At 71.8% G+C, this 16,622-nt stretch carries 10 protein-coding genes and 2 tRNA genes; 11 read left to right on the top strand and 1 reads right to left on the bottom strand.

Annotated features, from left to right (window positions below; genetic code table 11):
• The first annotated feature begins 400 nt into the window (after nt 1–400).
• The 11 genes from dnaA (at nt 401) to AD017_RS13345 (ending at nt 14,434) form a co-directional block, all read left to right on the top strand.
• Entirely contained in the window at nt 401–2,113 is a 1,713-nt protein-coding gene (dnaA, locus tag AD017_RS13390; protein ID WP_029239553.1) for a chromosomal replication initiator protein DnaA, read from the top strand.
• A gap of 1,772 nt (nt 2,114–3,885) precedes the next feature.
• Complete coding sequence (dnaN, locus tag AD017_RS13385; RefSeq protein ID WP_010230543.1) at nt 3,886–5,046, top strand: DNA polymerase III subunit beta; 1,161 nt, start codon at nt 3,886–3,888, stop codon at nt 5,044–5,046.
• A 197-nt stretch (nt 5,047–5,243) separates the two neighbouring features.
• Complete coding sequence (gene gnd, locus AD017_RS13380) at nt 5,244–6,161, top strand: phosphogluconate dehydrogenase (NAD(+)-dependent, decarboxylating) (RefSeq protein WP_238592084.1); 918 nt, start codon at nt 5,244–5,246, stop codon at nt 6,159–6,161.
• Nucleotides 6,162–6,168: 7 nt separating this feature from the next.
• Complete coding sequence (recF, locus tag AD017_RS13375; RefSeq protein WP_060574425.1) at nt 6,169–7,365, top strand: DNA replication/repair protein RecF; 1,197 nt, start codon at nt 6,169–6,171, stop codon at nt 7,363–7,365.
• A gap of 63 nt (nt 7,366–7,428) precedes the next feature.
• Entirely contained in the window at nt 7,429–8,139 is a 711-nt protein-coding gene (locus AD017_RS13370) for a DciA family protein (RefSeq protein ID WP_337819672.1), read from the top strand.
• Nucleotides 8,140–8,499: 360 nt separating this feature from the next.
• Nucleotides 8,500–10,602, top strand: coding sequence for a DNA topoisomerase (ATP-hydrolyzing) subunit B (gene gyrB, locus AD017_RS13365; protein WP_369821672.1), 2,103 nt, complete (start codon nt 8,500–8,502; stop codon nt 10,600–10,602).
• A 142-nt stretch (nt 10,603–10,744) separates the two neighbouring features.
• Nucleotides 10,745–13,168, top strand: a complete 2,424-nt coding sequence (gene gyrA / locus AD017_RS13360) for a DNA gyrase subunit A (protein ID WP_060576383.1) — start codon at nt 10,745–10,747, stop codon at nt 13,166–13,168.
• A 103-nt stretch (nt 13,169–13,271) separates the two neighbouring features.
• The gene (locus AD017_RS13355; RefSeq protein ID WP_060574423.1) at nt 13,272–14,021 is read left to right on the top strand and encodes a DUF3566 domain-containing protein; all 750 of its coding nucleotides are present in this window, start codon (nt 13,272–13,274) and stop codon (nt 14,019–14,021) included.
• Nucleotides 14,022–14,102: 81 nt separating this feature from the next.
• Nucleotides 14,103–14,176, top strand: a tRNA-Ile gene (locus tag AD017_RS13350).
• A 39-nt stretch (nt 14,177–14,215) separates the two neighbouring features.
• Nucleotides 14,216–14,326: a DLW-39 family protein gene (locus AD017_RS36260; RefSeq protein ID WP_010230562.1), complete on the top strand. Its 111-nt coding sequence runs from the start codon at nt 14,216–14,218 to the stop codon at nt 14,324–14,326.
• A 32-nt stretch (nt 14,327–14,358) separates the two neighbouring features.
• Nucleotides 14,359–14,434 (top strand) — tRNA-Ala (locus AD017_RS13345).
• A 142-nt stretch (nt 14,435–14,576) separates the two neighbouring features.
• Here the strand turns inward: AD017_RS13345 and AD017_RS13340 are convergent.
• A complete protein-coding gene (locus AD017_RS13340; protein WP_060574422.1) occupies nt 14,577–16,469 on the bottom strand; it encodes an alkyl/aryl-sulfatase in 1,893 nt (630 codons plus the stop codon).
• Nucleotides 16,470–16,622: the final 153 nt, after the last annotated feature.

Raw genomic sequence — 16,622 nt, 5'->3', positions numbered from 1 at the left:
CGATGGCGATGGTCGTGGCGGACGGGCGCGACACGCCCTTCCCGACCAGTGTCCAGTCGTCAAGGGTACGCAGCGCGTTTCCGGAGGGTCAATCCACCCCCGGGCGCCCCCGGCCGCCCGGCGGGACGCCCGTCCGGCGGCTGCTGCTAGCGTCGCCGCCCCACCCGCCACCGGCGGGCGGTAACGACTGCCCGTAGCTCGACCGAGACCACACACGACGCCGGACCGGCCGCCCCGTTGCGAGCCGGGCGACGCCTCCTGCGTACCTTTACGCACAAGTGTGGACAACTCTGGGGATGCAGCAACCCTGGGTAGCAGTGGACGCCTCCGAGTGGCGGTCGAACCGCTACTACAGGGGGAGCAGCACACCGACGGGGACGAGCGGGAGGGGGAACCGCGGATGACCGACCAGCCGGGCGATCTCGGCGCGGTCTGGAACCGGGTCATCGCCGATCTGTCGGGCTCGTCGGCCGATTCGGGCACTCCCGCACTCTCCCCGCAGCAACGCGCGTTCCTCCGACTCACCCGCCCGCTGGGGCTCCTGGACGGCACCGCACTGCTGGCCGCCCCGAGCGAGTTCGCCAAGGACGCCATCGAGCGCATCCTCCGCCGGCCGATCAGCGACGCGTTGGGCCGCCATCTCGGGGTGAGCGTCAACCTGGCCGTCGTCGTCGACGCCTCTGCCGCCTCCGGCGGCACCGAGGTGCCCGACCCGCCCGGGTTCGGCCTGCCGCGCGGTGTCACCGCCGGCGACAGCGCGCGGGACACCGGCACACCCGAGGCCGCGGCCTCCGCAGCGCTGTCCGAGGGCTCCGACGACACCTCCGGGACCGTCGCCCTCGACGACGGGACCGAGCCGGCGACCGGCACCGGGGACGACGGGCCCGGCACCGCCGCGGACGACCTCCCGGCCGCCGACACCGGCCGGAGCCGGGCCTACCCGTCCGAGACGACCGTGTCGTCCGGGGGATGGGCACCGCAGCCGCCGTCGGCGGACAGCGGCTCGCGCGACGGCGGCGGGACCTCCTGGCCCGCCTACACCGCGCCGCAGGCCGGCGACCCGGTCGCGCCGCGGTCGCAGACCCGGCTCAACGAGCGCTACACCTTCGACACCTTCGTGATCGGGGCGTCGAACCGGTTCAGCCACGCCGCCGCTGTCGCGGTGTCCGAGGCGCCGGCGCGGGCGTACAACCCGCTGTTCATCTGGGGCGAGTCCGGACTGGGCAAGACCCACCTGCTGCACGCCGTCGGGCACTACGCCCAGCGGCTGTTCCCCGGGATGCGCGTCCGGTACGTCAGTACCGAGGAGTTCACGAACGACTTCATCAACTCCCTGCGGGACGACCGCAAGGTCGCCTTCCAGCGCCGGTACCGCGACGTCGACGTCCTGCTGGTCGACGACATCCAGTTCCTGGAGGGCAAGGAGGGGACGCAGGAGGAGTTCTTCCACACCTTCAACACCCTCCACAACGCGAACAAGCAGATCGTCGTCTCCTCCGACCGGCCGCCGAAGCGCCTCGAGACGCTCGAGGACCGGATGCGCACGCGCTTCGAGTGGGGGCTGATCACCGACATCCAGCCGCCCGAGCTGGAGACCCGGATCGCGATCCTCCGGAAGAAGGCCGCGCAGGACCGGCTCGCCGTGCCCGGTGAGGTGCTGGAGTTCATCGCGGAGCGGATCGAGCGGAACATCCGCGAGCTCGAGGGTGCGCTGATCCGGGTCACGGCGTTCGCGTCGCTGAACCGGCAGGCCGTCGACACCCAGCTCGCCGAGATCGTGCTGCGCGACCTCATCCCCGACTCCGCCGCATCCGAGATCACCGCGCCGACGATCATGGCTGTCACCGCCGAGTTCTTCGGCGTCACGCTCGACGACCTCTCCGGTCCCGGGAAGACGAAGGCGCTCGCCCAGGCCCGCCAGATCGCGATGTACCTCTGCCGCGAGCTGACCGACCTCTCCCTCCCGCGGATCGGGCAGACGTTCGGCGGCCGGGACCACACGACCGTCATGCACGCCGACAAGAAGATCCGCAACGAGATCTCGCTCCGGCGGAAGACCTTCGAACAGGTGCAGGAGCTGACCGCGCGGATCAAGCTGCGCGCCCGGCACTGACCCGGCACCGACCCGGCTTTCCCCCGCGTCGCCGCGCTCCGCTCCGCCGACACACCCGGTCCGGTCGAGGTGTCGTGGGCCTCCCCGGTGCCGGTCACGCACCCCGGTACCAGTCCACGCACCCCGGTACTGGCCCGCGCACCCCACGCGTGGGGTGCGTCAGGCCGCGAACGGGTGCGCCGGGTTCCGAACCGGCGCGGGCAGGTGCAGCGCGGCCCTCTGCGGCACGAACCCTCCGCAGCGCCTGCGGGTTCGGCACGGGGGATCCGCCACGGGGGATCCGCCACGGCGGGTCCGGCACGGCGGGTCCGGCACGGCGGGTCCGGCACGGCGGGTCCGGCACGGCGGGTCCGGCACGGCGGGTCCGGCACGGCGGGTCCGGCACGGCGGGTCCGGCACGGCGGGTCCGGCACGGCGGGTCCGGCACGGCGGGTCCGGCACGGCGGGTCCGGCACGGCGGGTCCGGCACGGCGGGTCCGGCACAGGGGTCCGGCACAGGGGGCCGGCACGGCGGGTCCGGCACGGCGGGTCCGGCACGGCGGGTCCGGCACGGCGGGTCCGGCACGGCGGGTCCGGCACAGGGGGCCGGCACAGGGGGCCGGCACGGGAGGGGCGGCACGAGCGCATCCGGCACGCGGCGGCGAGCGCGGTGGGCGAGCCGACCGTTCCGCGCGTCGTGCTCTGGCGGCACGACGCGCGTCGCCGACGGGACGGCCGCGTCGGGCAGCCGTTCCTGCACAGGCGCGGCCCCGTCTCCACAGGGCCCGGGGTGATCATCACGGCCCTGCCGGGCCGATCACGGCTCGCACCGGTACCGATTCCGCCGCACCCACACGGACAACAGCCCTGAGATCCGTTCTCCGGCGTTACGAGGAGCCGTCCGGGATGATCGGGTACCCGCGCCACACCGCCGTCGCGGCGGCCGACCCGACCCCGAGGCCGGTCGAGTCGATCCCGATCGGGTCCGGCGTGGCGTCACCTGCGTGTCGCTCCCACGGTTCCCGTTCGTCGTCCGGTAATGGGCGTTCGGCGCTCCGTCACTCCGGCAGGTGATCGTCATCGACGTAGGGGCAGTGACTCTCCGTGGAGATCGCGGTAACGGATGAGGCGTATGTGGGTTCATCGCGCAACGCAGGAGTGCTGCGAGGCGTGCGACGGCCATCACCCACGGTCCACGATCCACCACGTTTCCACCCACATCTGGGGACAACTCTGTGGATGGACCGCGCCGAGCCCGTGGACGGATGGCCCGGGATCGGTGGACAACCCTGTGGTGAACCCGGGATGAATCGGGGACGGATGGGGGTCGACGCCGTCCGTCCACCGCCGGCGCGAGCTGTCAACGGAAGCCCCCACGGGCACGTCCCCAGTCGACGCGGCCTGCTGACCAGCACCGATGCGGCCCATCCACACTGTGCACAGGACCTATCTCTACTACGGGTTTTCTCTCTCTAGAACTTCTTCCCCAAAACACCTGTGTGGAAGGGACACGAAGGGGGCTCACGATCCGGGCACACCCCGTCGCGGACCGGACGTCGCTCCGCCGTCCCCGAGTGCCGGGGTGGCGTGGAAACTGTCGGGGCGAGGCTCTACCGTGAGCGTCCCGGCGAACCCCGGGTCCCGATCCCGCACCGGCCGTTCGGCCGCCGCCCGCTCCGGGCGGCACCGTCCGGCAGGGCGACGGGGGAGGGGTCCGTCCGCCGCAGCACCGCCGTCCCGTCGACGGCCCGGCCCACCGGCCGTGGTCGCGGCGCTACCGGGGAAGGTCCTTGATGAAGTTCCGGGTCGAACGCGACGTCCTCGCGGACGCGGCCGCCTGGGTGGCCCGCAGCCTTCCGGCGCGCCCTCCGGTGCCCGTGCTCGGCGGGGTCCTGATCCAGTCCGACGGTTCCGACGAGACGGCCGGCGAGAAGCTGACCGTCTCCGGCTTCGACTACGAGACCTCGGCCCGGGTCGAGCTGGACGCGACCGTCGGTGAGCCGGGCCGGATGCTGGTCTCGGGCCGCCTGCTCGCGGACATCACCCGGGCGCTGCCGTCGAAGCCGGTCGACCTGGTGGTCGACGGGGCGCGCGCCACGATCAACTGCGGGAACAGCCGGTTCAGCCTGCCGACCATGCCGGTCGAGGACTATCCGCAGCTGCCCGACATGCCGCAGAAGGCGGGCTCGGTCGCCGCAGACGCGCTGGCTGCCGCCGTCGCACAGGTCGCGGTGGCCTCCGGTCGCGACGACACGCTGCCGATGCTGACCGGCATCCGGCTGGAGATCGAGGGATCGCAGCTGACGCTCGCCGCGACCGACCGGTTCCGACTGGCCGTCCGCGAGCTCGAGTGGTCCCCGGAGGACGCGTCGATCTCGACCGCGGTGCTCATCCCGGCGAAGACCCTCGCCGAGGTCGCCAAGACGCTCGCCGGTTCCGGGACGGTCGACGTCGCGCTGTCGGCCGGCGACGGGATGCTCGGGCTGACCGGCGGTGGCCGCCGCTCGACCAGCCGCCTGCTCGACGCCGAGTTCCCGCGGTTCCGCCAGCTGATCCCGGCCGAGCACACGACCGCGGTCGAGCTGGACGTCGCGATGCTCGTCGAGGCGATCAAGCGCGTGTCGCTGGTCGCGGACCGGGTCGCCCAGATCCGGATGGAGTTCGGCGAGGACGGCCTGCGCCTGGCCGCGGGCGGCGACGACGTCGGGTCCGCGGAGGAGGAGCTCCCCTGCGCGCTGGACGGGAACCCGCTGACCATCGCGTTCAACCCGGGCTACCTGCTCGACGCGCTCGGTGCCCTGCACACCGACCGGGCACAGCTGACCTTCACGACGCCGAACCGTCCGGCACTCGTCCGGCCGGTGCCCAAGCCCGCCACCGACGACGGCGAGGCGCCGTCGCCCGAGAAGTCCGGGTACCTGCACCTGCTGATGCCGGTCCGCCTGCCCGGCTGACCGGGTCCCGCCGGGCAGGGCCGCCGTGAGCGGCGTCCCCGGATCGGCGACCCCGCCGGGCGAGCGCGGCGCCGGAGGGGAAGACTCGCCCCCGGCGTGATCGACGAGGGCCGCCAGACCCCCGCGACGCGGCGGGCCGGCGGCGCGTGACACAAGGGGGCATCGCAGTGCAGATCGGTCTGATCGGCCTGGGCCGGATGGGCGGCAACATGCGTGAGCGGCTGCGCGCCGCCGGGCACGAGGTGGTCGGGTTCGACCCCCGGCCCGAGGTGAGCGACGTGGCGTCGCTGCAGGAACTGGCCGGGGCGCTCGAGGCGCCGCGGGTCGTGTGGGTGATGGTCCCGTCCGGCGAGCCGACCCGGAACACCGTCGCCACGCTCGCCACCACGCTCGCCTCCGGCGACCTGGTGATCGACGGCGGCAACTCCCGCTACACCGACGACAAGCCGAACGCCGAGCTCCTCGAGGCGCACGGCATCGGCTACGTCGACTGCGGCGTCTCCGGCGGGATCTGGGGCAAGGACAACGGCTACGGCCTGATGGCGGGCGGGGAGCCCGCGCACATCGAGCGCGCGATGCCGATCTTCGACGCGCTCCGGCCCGAGGGGCTGCGCGAGGAGGGCTTCGCGCACGCCGGCCCGGTCGGGGCGGGCCACTTCGCGAAGATGGTCCACAACGGCATCGAGTACGGCCTGATGCAGGCGTACGCCGAGGGCTTCGAGCTCATGCAGGCCAGCGAGCTGATCACCGACGTGCCCGGCGTGGTCCAGGCGTGGTCGCGCGGCACCGTGGTCCGCTCGTGGTTGCTGGACCTGCTGGTCGACGCGCTCAAGGAGGACCCGGAGCTCGCCGAGCTCGAGGGCTGGGTGGACGACTCCGGCGAGGGCCGGTGGACGATCGAGGAGGCCATCGCGCACGCCGTCCCGCTGCCGGTCATCTCGGCGGCGCTGTTCGCGCGGTTCTCCTCCCGGCAGGACGAGTCGCCGGCGATGAAGGCGGTCGCGGCGCTGCGCCAGCAGTTCGGCGGTCACGCGGTCAAGGAGTCCGGCCCGGCCGGCGCCCCCGGTGACAAGGCGGGTCCGAGCTCCGGTTCCGGCTCGACCCAGGGGGGCTGACCACGCGGTGTACCTCAGGCGGTTCGCGGTCACCGACTTCCGGTCGTGGCCGGAGGCCGAGCTCGAGCTCGACCCCGGTGTCACCGTGCTGGTCGGATCGAACGGCGTCGGCAAGACCAACCTCGTCGAGGGGATCGGCTACCTGGCGAGCCTCGGCTCGCACCGGGTCTCGTCGGACACCCCGCTGATCCGGCGCGGCGCGGAACAGGCGGTGCTGCGCGGCGAGGTCCACCACCACGGCCGGAAGCTCGGCGTCGAACTGGAGATCAACTCGGGGAAGCAGAACCGGGCCCGGGTGAACCGCTCGCCGGTGTCCCGGCCCCGGGACGTCCTGGGGATCCTGCGGAGCGTGCTGTTCGCCCCGGAGGACCTCGCGCTGGTGCGCGGCGACCCCTCGGAACGACGACGGTTCCTCGACGAGCTCCTCGTCGCCCGCTTCCCGCGCTACGCCGGGGTCCGCTCCGACTACGAGAAGGTCCTCCGCCAGCGCTCCGCCCTGCTGAAGTCGGCGAAGCCCGCCCTGCGCGGCCCGCGCGGGCGCGCGCGGCCCGCGCCGGCGGACCCGGACGTCCCGGACGACCTCACGACCCTCGAGGTGTGGGACGGGCACCTGGCCCGGGCCGGAGCGGCGCTGCTGGCCGGCCGTCGTGAGCTCGTCGTCGCACTCGCCCCGTACGCGCGGGAGGCGTTCGCACAGATCGCGCCGTCGTCGGACCCGATCGGCCTGGACTACCGGTCCAGCCTGGGGCCGGGCGGGGTGGCCGAGCTGCCCGCCCCGGCGGAGGAGCTGGAGGCGTTGCTGCTGGAGCGGCTCGCCGAGGTCCGGACGCAGGAGATCGAGCGCGGCGTCTGCCTGGTCGGCCCGCACCGCGACGAGCTGGACCTGGCACTGGGCGACGGCCCGGCGAAGGGCTACGCGAGCCACGGCGAGTCGTGGGCGTTCGCGCTGGCGCTGCGGCTGGCGTCGTACCGGCTGTTGCAGGTGGACGACGTGGAGCCGGTCCTGGTGCTCGACGACGTCTTCGCCGAGCTCGACTCCGCTCGCCGGCGGGCGCTGGCCGGGTTGGTCGCGGAGGCGGAGCAGGTGCTGGTGACCGCCGCGGTCGGGGAGGACGTGCCCCCCGAGTTGGACGGGGTCCGGTTCGCCGTCGGTGACCGGAGTGTCGTCCGCGAGGGCACGGAGCCGGTCGGGGAGGCTCGATGACCGGCCGTCCGCGAGGGCACGGTGCAGATCTCGGCCACATCACGGCGAACTGGGGACAAGCCTGTGGATTCTGTGGATAACTCCGGCGGGCCGGGGGAGCGACGGCGTCGGGGGACGGGGAACCGCCGGACAACGGCCCGTGCGGCCCGTCCCGACGGCGCCCGCCCTGGGGATGGAGAGTCCGGCGAGTCGGGTCACGGCCCGGTCACAGGTGGCGGCGTCCCGGGTGAACAGGGGGACCTGCTCGCCGGTGAGCGCGCCGGACTGCGCGGCGCGGACCTGGCCCGCGACGCCCTGCGCGCGGCCCGTGAGACCTCCGCGCGGAAGGCGGAGGAGCGGGCCGACGAGGCGCGCCCCAAGCTGCGGGTCGTCTCCGGGAAGGGCCGGCGCCGCCGCTGGTCGGGATCGGGCCCGGACGACCGTGACCCGCAGCCGTTCGGCCGCGTGGTGTCCCGGGTGTCGATGGACCGCGGCTGGTCGTCCCGCCTCACCGACGCCACCGTGCTCGGGCGCTGGTCGCAGCTGGTCGGGTCGGACGTCGCCGACCACTGCACCCCGGTGTCGCTGCGCGACGGCGAGCTGACCCTGCAGGCCGAGTCGACGGCCTGGGCCACCCAGCTGCGGACGTTGCAGCGGCAACTGCTCACCCGGCTCGCGGCGGCGGTCGGGCCGGACGTGGTCCGCCGGATCCGGGTGGTGGGCCCGAGCGGGCCGAGCTGGCGGCACGGTCCGCGGCACGTCCGCGGCCGCGGACCGCGCGACACCTACGGCTGAGTCCGCGGCGCGGTCACCGGCCGACCCGGGAGCGGTACGGACGCGTCACGCCGTCGTACCCGGCCGGGAGGGCCCGTTACGGGTGAGGAGCCGTGGACCGGGAGCCGCAGGGCTCTCGCCGCCGGTGAGCGCGGGATGACACGGCCGCCGGACCGCTCGGCCCCGCCCGGGCACGTCCGATCCCGCACCGGAAGCCGTTCGCCCGTCTGTGGCGGTTCTGGGCGGGTCCTGACCGCCTTTCCGGGGCTGCCTGCGGGTAGGATGGAAAGGTGTTCCCGGGTGGCTCCCCTGACATGACCAGAGCGCCCGGTAGGTGGAACCGGATCCACGGTCGTCCGCGTCGTCGCGACGTGCCCGCCCGTGGCCGGTTCACGTGGCGAGGAGAACCAGCTACTCGTGGCTCAGGACAAGGCAGCGAAGAACGCCTACGGCGCGTCGTCCATCACGGTCCTCAAGGGGCTGGAGGCGGTCCGCAAGCGGCCCGGCATGTACATCGGCTCCACCGGTGAACGGGGCCTGCACCACCTGATCTGGGAGGTGGTGGACAACTCGGTCGACGAGGCCATGGCCGGTCACGCCACGAAGGTCGTCGTGACCCTGCAGCCCGACGGCGGCGTCCGCGTCGAGGACGACGGCCGCGGCATCCCGGTCGAGATGCACCCGGTGGAGAAGAAGCCGACCCTCGAGGTCGTCCTCACCAGCCTGCACGCCGGCGGCAAGTTCGACGACAAGTCCTACGCGGTCTCCGGTGGTCTGCACGGTGTCGGCGTCTCGGTCGTGAACGCCCTGTCGACGGCGCTCGAGGTCGAGGTCCGGGTCGACGGCAAGATCTGGAAGCAGCGCTACGACCACGCCAAGCCCGGCGAGCTCGTCGAGGCCGGCACCACGAAGAAGTCCGACACCGGCACCACGATCACCTACTGGGCCGACCCGACGATCTTCGAGACGACCAGCTACACGCTGGAGACGATCCGGCGCCGGCTCCAGGAGCAGACGTTCCTGAACAAGGGCCTCACCATGGTCCTGCGCGACGAGCGCCGCCCCGAGACCCCCGCGACCGGCGTCCCCTCCTCCGACGCGGTCGACGAGGACGGCAACCCGGTCGAGACCGCTCCGGTCGTCGACGTCGACGAGGAGCCGGACGCCGAGGGTTACGTCGCGAAGCCCAAGGAGTACGTCTTCCACTACCCGAACGGGCTGGAGGACTTCGTCGCGCACCTGAACAAGTCCAAGGACCCGATCCACCGCAAGATCGTCGCCTACACCGGCGAGGGCCCCGGCCACCAGGTCGAGGTCGCGATGCAGTGGAACTCCGGCTACTCCGAGTCCGTCTACACGTTCGCGAACACGATCAACACGCACGAGGGCGGCACCCACGAGGAGGGCTTCCGCCACGCGCTGACCGCGACCGTCAACCGGTACGCCCGCGACAAGAAGCTGATCAAGGAGAAGGACCCGGCGCTGTCCGGGGACGACATCCGCGAGGGGCTCGCCGCGATCGTCTCGGTCAAGATCTCCGAGCCGCAGTTCGAGGGCCAGACCAAGACCAAGCTGGGCAACACCGAGGTCAAGTCGTTCGTGCAGCGGGTGTCCAACGAGTGGCTCGCGGACTGGTTCGAGCGCAACCCCAACGAGGCCAAGACGATCGTCAACAAGGCGGTCTCCTCGGCCCAGGCCCGCCTCGCCGCGCGCCGCGCCCGCGAGCTGGTCCGTCGCAAGAGCGCAGGCGACATCGGCGGTCTGCCGGGCAAGCTGTCCGACTGCCGGTCCCGCGACCCGGAGAGCTGCGAGCTCTACATCGTGGAGGGCGACTCGGCGGGCGGCTCGGCGAAGGCCGGCCGCGACTCGATGCACCAGGCGATCCTGCCGATCCGCGGCAAGATCATCAACGTCGAGAAGGCCCGGATCGACCGCGTCCTCAAGAACACCGAGGTCCAGTCGATCATCACCGCGATGGGCACCGGCATCCACGACGACTTCGACCTCTCCAAGCTGCGGTACCACAAGCTGGTGCTGATGGCGGACGCCGACGTCGACGGCCAGCACATCCGGACACTGCTGCTCACGCTGCTCTTCCGGTTCATGCGCCCGCTGATCGAGAACGGGCACGTGTTCCTGGCCCAGCCGCCGCTCTACAAGCTCAAGTGGGGCGGCCGCGGCGCCGAGCCGGAGTACGCCTACTCCGACCGCGAGCGGGACGGCCTGATCGAGGCCGGCCGCGCGGCGGGCAAGAAGCTCCCCAAGGACCAGGGCGTGCAGCGCTACAAGGGTCTCGGCGAGATGGACGCCAAGGAGCTGTGGGAGACCACGATGGACCCGACGAACCGGCTGCTGCTGCAGGTGAGCCTGGACGACGCCGCCACCGCGGACGAGCTGTTCTCGGTGCTCATGGGCGAGGACGTCGAGTCCCGCCGGTCGTTCATCACCCGCAACGCCAAGGACGTGCGCTTCCTGGACGTCTGATCCGTCCGTACGTCTGTCCCATACGCACGTCTGAACACCACGAGGGGATCACTCCGTGACGGACACGATCGACCCCGCCGCCCCCGCAGCGGGCGACGGCGAGGGTGGGGGCCGGGTCGAACCGGTCGACATCCAGCAGGAGATGCAGCGCTCCTACATCGACTACGCGATGAGCGTGATCGTCGGGCGCGCGCTGCCGCTGGTGGAGGACGGTCTCAAGCCGGTCCACCGCCGCGTCCTCTACTCGATGGGGGAGAACGGCTTCCGGCCGGACCGCTCCTTCGTGAAGTGCGCCCGCGTCGTCGGCGACGTCATGGGCAACTACCACCCGCACGGCGACTCGGCGATCTACGACGCCCTCGTGCGGCTGGCCCAGCCCTGGTCGATGCGCTACCCGCTGATCACCGGGCAGGGCAACTTCGGCTCGCGCGGCAACGACCCGGCCGCCGCCATGCGGTACACCGAGTGCCGGCTCTCGCCGCTGGCAATGGCGATGCTGCAGGACATCGAGGAAGAGACCGTCGACTTCCTCGACAACTACGACGGCAAGACCCAGGAACCGGTCGTCCTGCCGTCGCGGGTGCCGAACCTGCTGATCAACGGCAGCTCCGGCATCGCGGTCGGCATGGCGACCAACATCCCGCCGCACAACCTGCGCGAGGTCGGCGCCGGCGTCGCGTGGTGCCTGGAGAACCCGGACGCCACCGACGACGAGCTGCTCGAGGCGCTCATGGAGCGCATCAAGGGCCCGGACTTCCCGACCCACGGCCTGATCGTCGGGCGCGACGGCATCGAGTCGGCGTACCGGACCGGCCGCGGCTCGATCCGGATGCGCGCCGTCGTCGAGGTCGAGGACGACGCCAAGGGCCGGACCACGCTGGTGGTCACCGAGCTGCCCTACATGGTCAACCCGGACAACCTCATCGAGTCGATCGCGACGATGGTGCGCGACGGCAAGATCGCCGGCATCTCGGAGATCGTCGACGAGTCCAGCGACCGCATCGGCATGCGGATCGTGGTCACGCTGAAGCGGGACGCGGTCGCCAAGGTCGTGCTGAACAACCTGTACAAGCACACGCAGCTGCAGCACAGCTTCGGCGCGAACATGCTGTCGATCGTCGACGGCGTGCCCCGCACGCTGCGCCTCGACCAGATCGTGCGGCACTACGTGCGGCACCAGATCGAGGTCATCGTCCGGCGGACCCGCTACCGGCTGCGCAAGGCCGAGGAGCGGGCCCACATCCTGCGTGGACTGGTCAAGGCGCTCGACGCCCTCGACGAGGTCATCGCCCTGATCCGGGCCTCCGCGACGGTCGACGTCGCCCGGGCCGGCCTGATCGACCTGCTCACCGTCGACGAGATCCAGGCCCAGGCGATCCTGGACATGCAGCTGCGGCGCCTCGCCGCGCTGGAGCGCCAGAAGATCGTCGACGAGCTCGCCGAGATCGAGCGCGAGATCGCCGACTACGAGGACATCCTGGCCCGCCCCGAGCGCCAGCGGGAGATCGTCCGTGACGAGCTCGCCGAGATCGTCGAGCAGCACGGCGACGACCGGCGCACGCGGATCGTTGGCTACGACGGCGACGTCACCGACGAGGACCTCATCGCCGTCGAGGACGTCGTCGTCACGATCACCCGCACCGGCTACGCGAAGCGCACGAAGACCGACCTGTACCGGGCGCAGAAGCGCGGCGGGAAGGGTGTGCAGGGCGCGCAGCTGAAGCAGGACGACATCGTCAACCACTTCTTCGTGTGCTCCACGCACGACTGGATGCTGTTCTTCACCAACCGCGGGCGGGTCTACCGGCTGAAGGCCTACGAGCTGCCCGAGGCGAACCGCACGGCCCGCGGTCAGCACCTGGCGAACCTCCTGGCACTGCAGCCGGACGAGGAGATCGCCCAGGTGATGCAGATCAAGGACTACCAGGCGCGGCCGTATCTCGTCCTCGCGACGCGGAACGGTCTGGTGAAGAAGTCGCGGCTGACGGACTTCGACTCCAACCGCACCGGTGGCCTGATCGGCATCAACCTGCGCGACGACGACGAGCTGGTCGGCGCCGTCCTCTGCTCGGGTGACGACGACCTGCTGCTCGTCTCGGCCGAGGGCCAGTCGATCCGCTTCACCGCGACCGACGACGCGCTGCGCCCGATGGGCCGGGCCACCTCCGGTGTGCTCGGCATGCGGTTCAACAGCGGCGACAAGCTGCTCGCGCTCGGCGTGATCCGGCCCGACACCTACCTGCTCGTCGCCACCACCGGTGGGTACGCGAAGCGCACCCCGATCGAGGACTACCCGGTGCAGGGCCGCGGCGGGAAGGGAGTGTTGACCCTCCAGTACGACCGTCGGCGTGGCACGCTGGTCGGTGCGCTCATCGTCGGCATCGACGACGAGCTGTACGCGATCACCTCCACCGGCGGGGTCATCCGGACCTCGGCCCGCGAGGTGCGGAAGGCCGGCCGGCAGACGAAGGGAGTGCGCCTGATGAACCTGGGCGAGAGCTCCACGCTGCTGGCGGTCGCCCGCAACGCGGAGGAGACCGAGGAGGACCCGGGCCAGCAGGCGTAGGTCGTCGCGGGCGGCCGGTCCACGCGACCGGCCGCCCGTGGCACCCGCCGGCCCGGATCGTCCGCACGACCGCAGCGACGACCAGCGAGGAGAGCTCCAGCTCGTGAGCACCGACGACCGCACCCCGTCGGAGGGCGAGGGCCGCACCGTCGCCACCGATGCGGACCACGACGCGTCGACGACCGCGTCCTCCCCGGACGTCCCGCCGAGCCCCACCCCCCGGGCCGCCGAGCCCGAGCCGGAGGAGCCGGTGGCCGACCAGGCAGGCACGTCCCCGCCCCCGTGGCGGCGGGTGCCCGACGCACAGGACGGTGCCCGCGACGCGGACCGGGGGACCGTGGCCGACTCGCTGCTGAGCGAGGCCCCGACCGCGTTCCTCGCCGCACCCGGCCCGTCCGCCGCCGAGGGCGGCGGTACCGCCACCGCGGTCCGCGACCCGGAGCAGCAGGCGCCGGGCTCCGACGTCCCCAGGGCGTCGGTGCGCAACCGGCCGCCCCGGCAGGCGCTGCTCCAGCTGAAGCGGCTCGACCCCTGGTCGGTGCTCAAGATGGCGCTGGCGCTGGCCGTCGTGCTGTGGCTGGTGTGGATGGTCGCGGCCGGGGTGCTCTACGGGGTGCTCGGCGGCATGGGCGTCTGGGACCGGCTGAACGGCACCTACGCCGACCTGGTCACCGCCCAGCCGGAGACGGGCGGTGCGCTCATCAGCGCCGGCCGGGTGTTCGGCCTCGCCGCCGTCGTCGGGGCCGTGAACAGCCTGCTGTTCGCCGTCGCCATCACGATCGTGGCGTTCGTCTACAACGTCGCCGCCGACCTGGTCGGTGGCATCGAGGTGACGCTGTCGGAGCGTGACTGACGGAGACCGCTCCGCACGGGCTCGGGCGGGCCCCCGGCGTAACCCGCTCGAACCCGTGGGGTAGTCTTCTCGACGTTGCAAGGGCCTATAGCTCAGTTGGTTAGAGCGCATCGCTGATAACGATGAGGTCGCTGGTTCAAATCCAGCTAGGCCCACACCTTCTCCCCTCCGAAGCTCTCGTGAGAGGCCCGTCGATGAAGAAGTTGCTCGCCCTGGCCGTGGTGGCCGGCGCCGCGTACGTCGGCTGGTCCCGGCTCCGGGGCGTCGGGTCCGATGATCTCTGGCACGAGGCCACCACCCGCTGAGTCCGTCCGGGTACCGTGAACGGCACCCACCCGGGGACGTAGCTCAATTGGCAGAGCACCGCCTTTGCAAGGCGGGGGTTAGGGGTTCGATTCCCCTCGTCTCCACCACCGCTGACCGGCGCAGTTGCGACCTGTCGCGGATCTCTACGACCGGTGATGGCGCTGACGCTCATCGCAGGACGTCGTCAGTGGATCGTCTCGAGGGATCCCATGGCCGTGGCATTCCGACCGCAGGATGGATGTATGCGGATCAGTCCGGGGTGACGATGGCGAAGTTCGTGTCGCCCGGGTCGAGGACGCGGGCCAGGCGGGTGATGACGGTCGGGTCCCCGGTCAGGGTGAGGCCGGCTGCGGCGAGCCCCTCCGCGCTCAGGCCGCCGCCCGCGAGTGCCGGGAGCGCACGTCGGTCTGCCGTGAGCACGGCGTCGGCGTCGCCCTTCTGTGGCCGGGAACTGTAGGTCAGCACACCGTTCGCGAGCGTGAGCCGGTAGCGCTCGTCGATGTCGGTGAGCACGACATCGAGGCTCAGTTTCTCGTCCCACGCGCTGGGTCCGTCGACCTGGATGGCGAGGGCGTCGAACAGCATCGGCGGGGTGAGCTGACCGATGACGTCGGGGGCGCTGGTCTCGGTCGGTGTGCCGAATCTGCCGTCGCGCAGTTCGGTGGCCCCGGACAGGTAGAAGGTGCGCCAGGTGCCGTTCTCCGAGCCGTATCCGAGTTGCTCGTAGGTGTCGGCGAGTAGTTCGCGCGCGTCCGGGTGCTCCGGCTCGGCGAACACGACATGGTTGACCACCTCGGCGACCCACCGGTAGTCGCCGGTGTCGTAGGCGGCGCGTGCTCTGTCGACGACGGTGTCGGCGCCGCCCATGAAGTCGACGTAGCGCCTGGCCTTCTCGACCGGTGGGTGTTCCCAGAGGTGGGCGGGGTTGCCGTCGAACCAGCCCAGGTAGCGCTGGTAGATGGCCTTGACGTTGTGGCTGACGGAGCCGTAGTAGCCGCGGGCGTTCCAGGCGTTCTCGAGTGCGGGAGGCAGGACGATCTCCTCGGCGATCTCCGGGCCGACCAGTCCCTGGTTGAGCATGCGCAGGGTCTGGTCGTGGAGGTAGGCGTAGAGGTCGCGCTGGGTGGACAGGAACTCGACGACCCGGTCGGCTCCCCAGGTCGGCCAGTGGTGGGAGGCGAACACGACCTCGGCGTCACCGCCGAACAGGTCGATCGACTCGGTGAGGTAGCGGGCCCAGGCGTGCGGGTCGCGCACGACGGCGCCGCGCAGGGTCAGCAGGTTGTGCAGGTTGTGCGTCGCGTCCTCGGCCGCGCAGAGTGCCTTGAAGTCGGGCAGGTACACCAGCATCTCGGCCGGTGCCTCGGTGCCCGGCGCCATCTGGAAGATCATCCGCACCCCGTCGACGGTCTCCTCGTGACCGGTCGTGGTGATGATGTCGGTCGGCGGTATCAGGGTGACGGTGCCGACGGACACCGTCTGCCCGAGGCCGGCACCGACCTGGCCCTCCGGGCTGCGGGCGAGTGCGGCGCCGTACATGTATCCCGCTCTACGGGCCATCGCCGTTCCGGCGTAGACGTTCTCCGCGACCGCCTCCTCGGTGAAACCGTCGGGAGCGAGGATCCGCACTGCTCCCGCATCCACGTCCTCCTCGGTGACGAATCCCTTCACCCCGCCGAAGTGGTCGGCGTGCGAGTGGGTGTAGACGACCGCCTTGATCGGCCGGTCTCCGCGATGGAGCCGGTACAGCTCCAGCGCCGCGGCGCCGGTCTCCTTCGACAGCAGGGTGTCGATGACGACGACGCCCTGGTCGCCCTCGACGAACGTCGTGTTCGACAGGTCCATGCCGCGCACCTGGTAGATCCCCTCGACGACCTCGAAGAGGCCTCCGATCGCGGAGAGCTGGGACTGGCGCCACAGGCTCGGGTTCACGCTGTCCGGAGCGTCGCCGCTGAGGAAGGAGTAGGTCGAGTTGTCCCACAGGACCGTGCCGTCCTCGCCGACGACCGGCTGATCGATCGAGGCGATCAGTCCCCGTTCGGCGTCGTCGAAGTCCTGCGTGTCGTCGAAGGGGAGGCGGCCCCGCAGATCCTCCTGCTGCTGGGCGATCGACGGCGTTGCGGACCTCGACGTGGTTGTCATCCACCGACGCTCGCATCGAGCTGGATCCGGGCGCCTCCTCCGGGACGGGTGACCTTCGGACGGTGACCGTGCGGCCATCGACCCGCGCCGGACCTGGTTCAGCTGGACCCTGACGCCGGGCCGGCGAGCGCGTCCCCCAGGAGCTCGAGGCCG

It is taken from the genome of Pseudonocardia sp. EC080619-01 (genome assembly GCF_001420995.1).
GTDB lineage: Bacteria > Actinomycetota > Actinomycetes > Mycobacteriales > Pseudonocardiaceae > Pseudonocardia.
The sequence above is the reverse complement of the archived record's forward strand: the minus strand, read 5'-3'. Positions and strand labels throughout refer to the sequence as shown.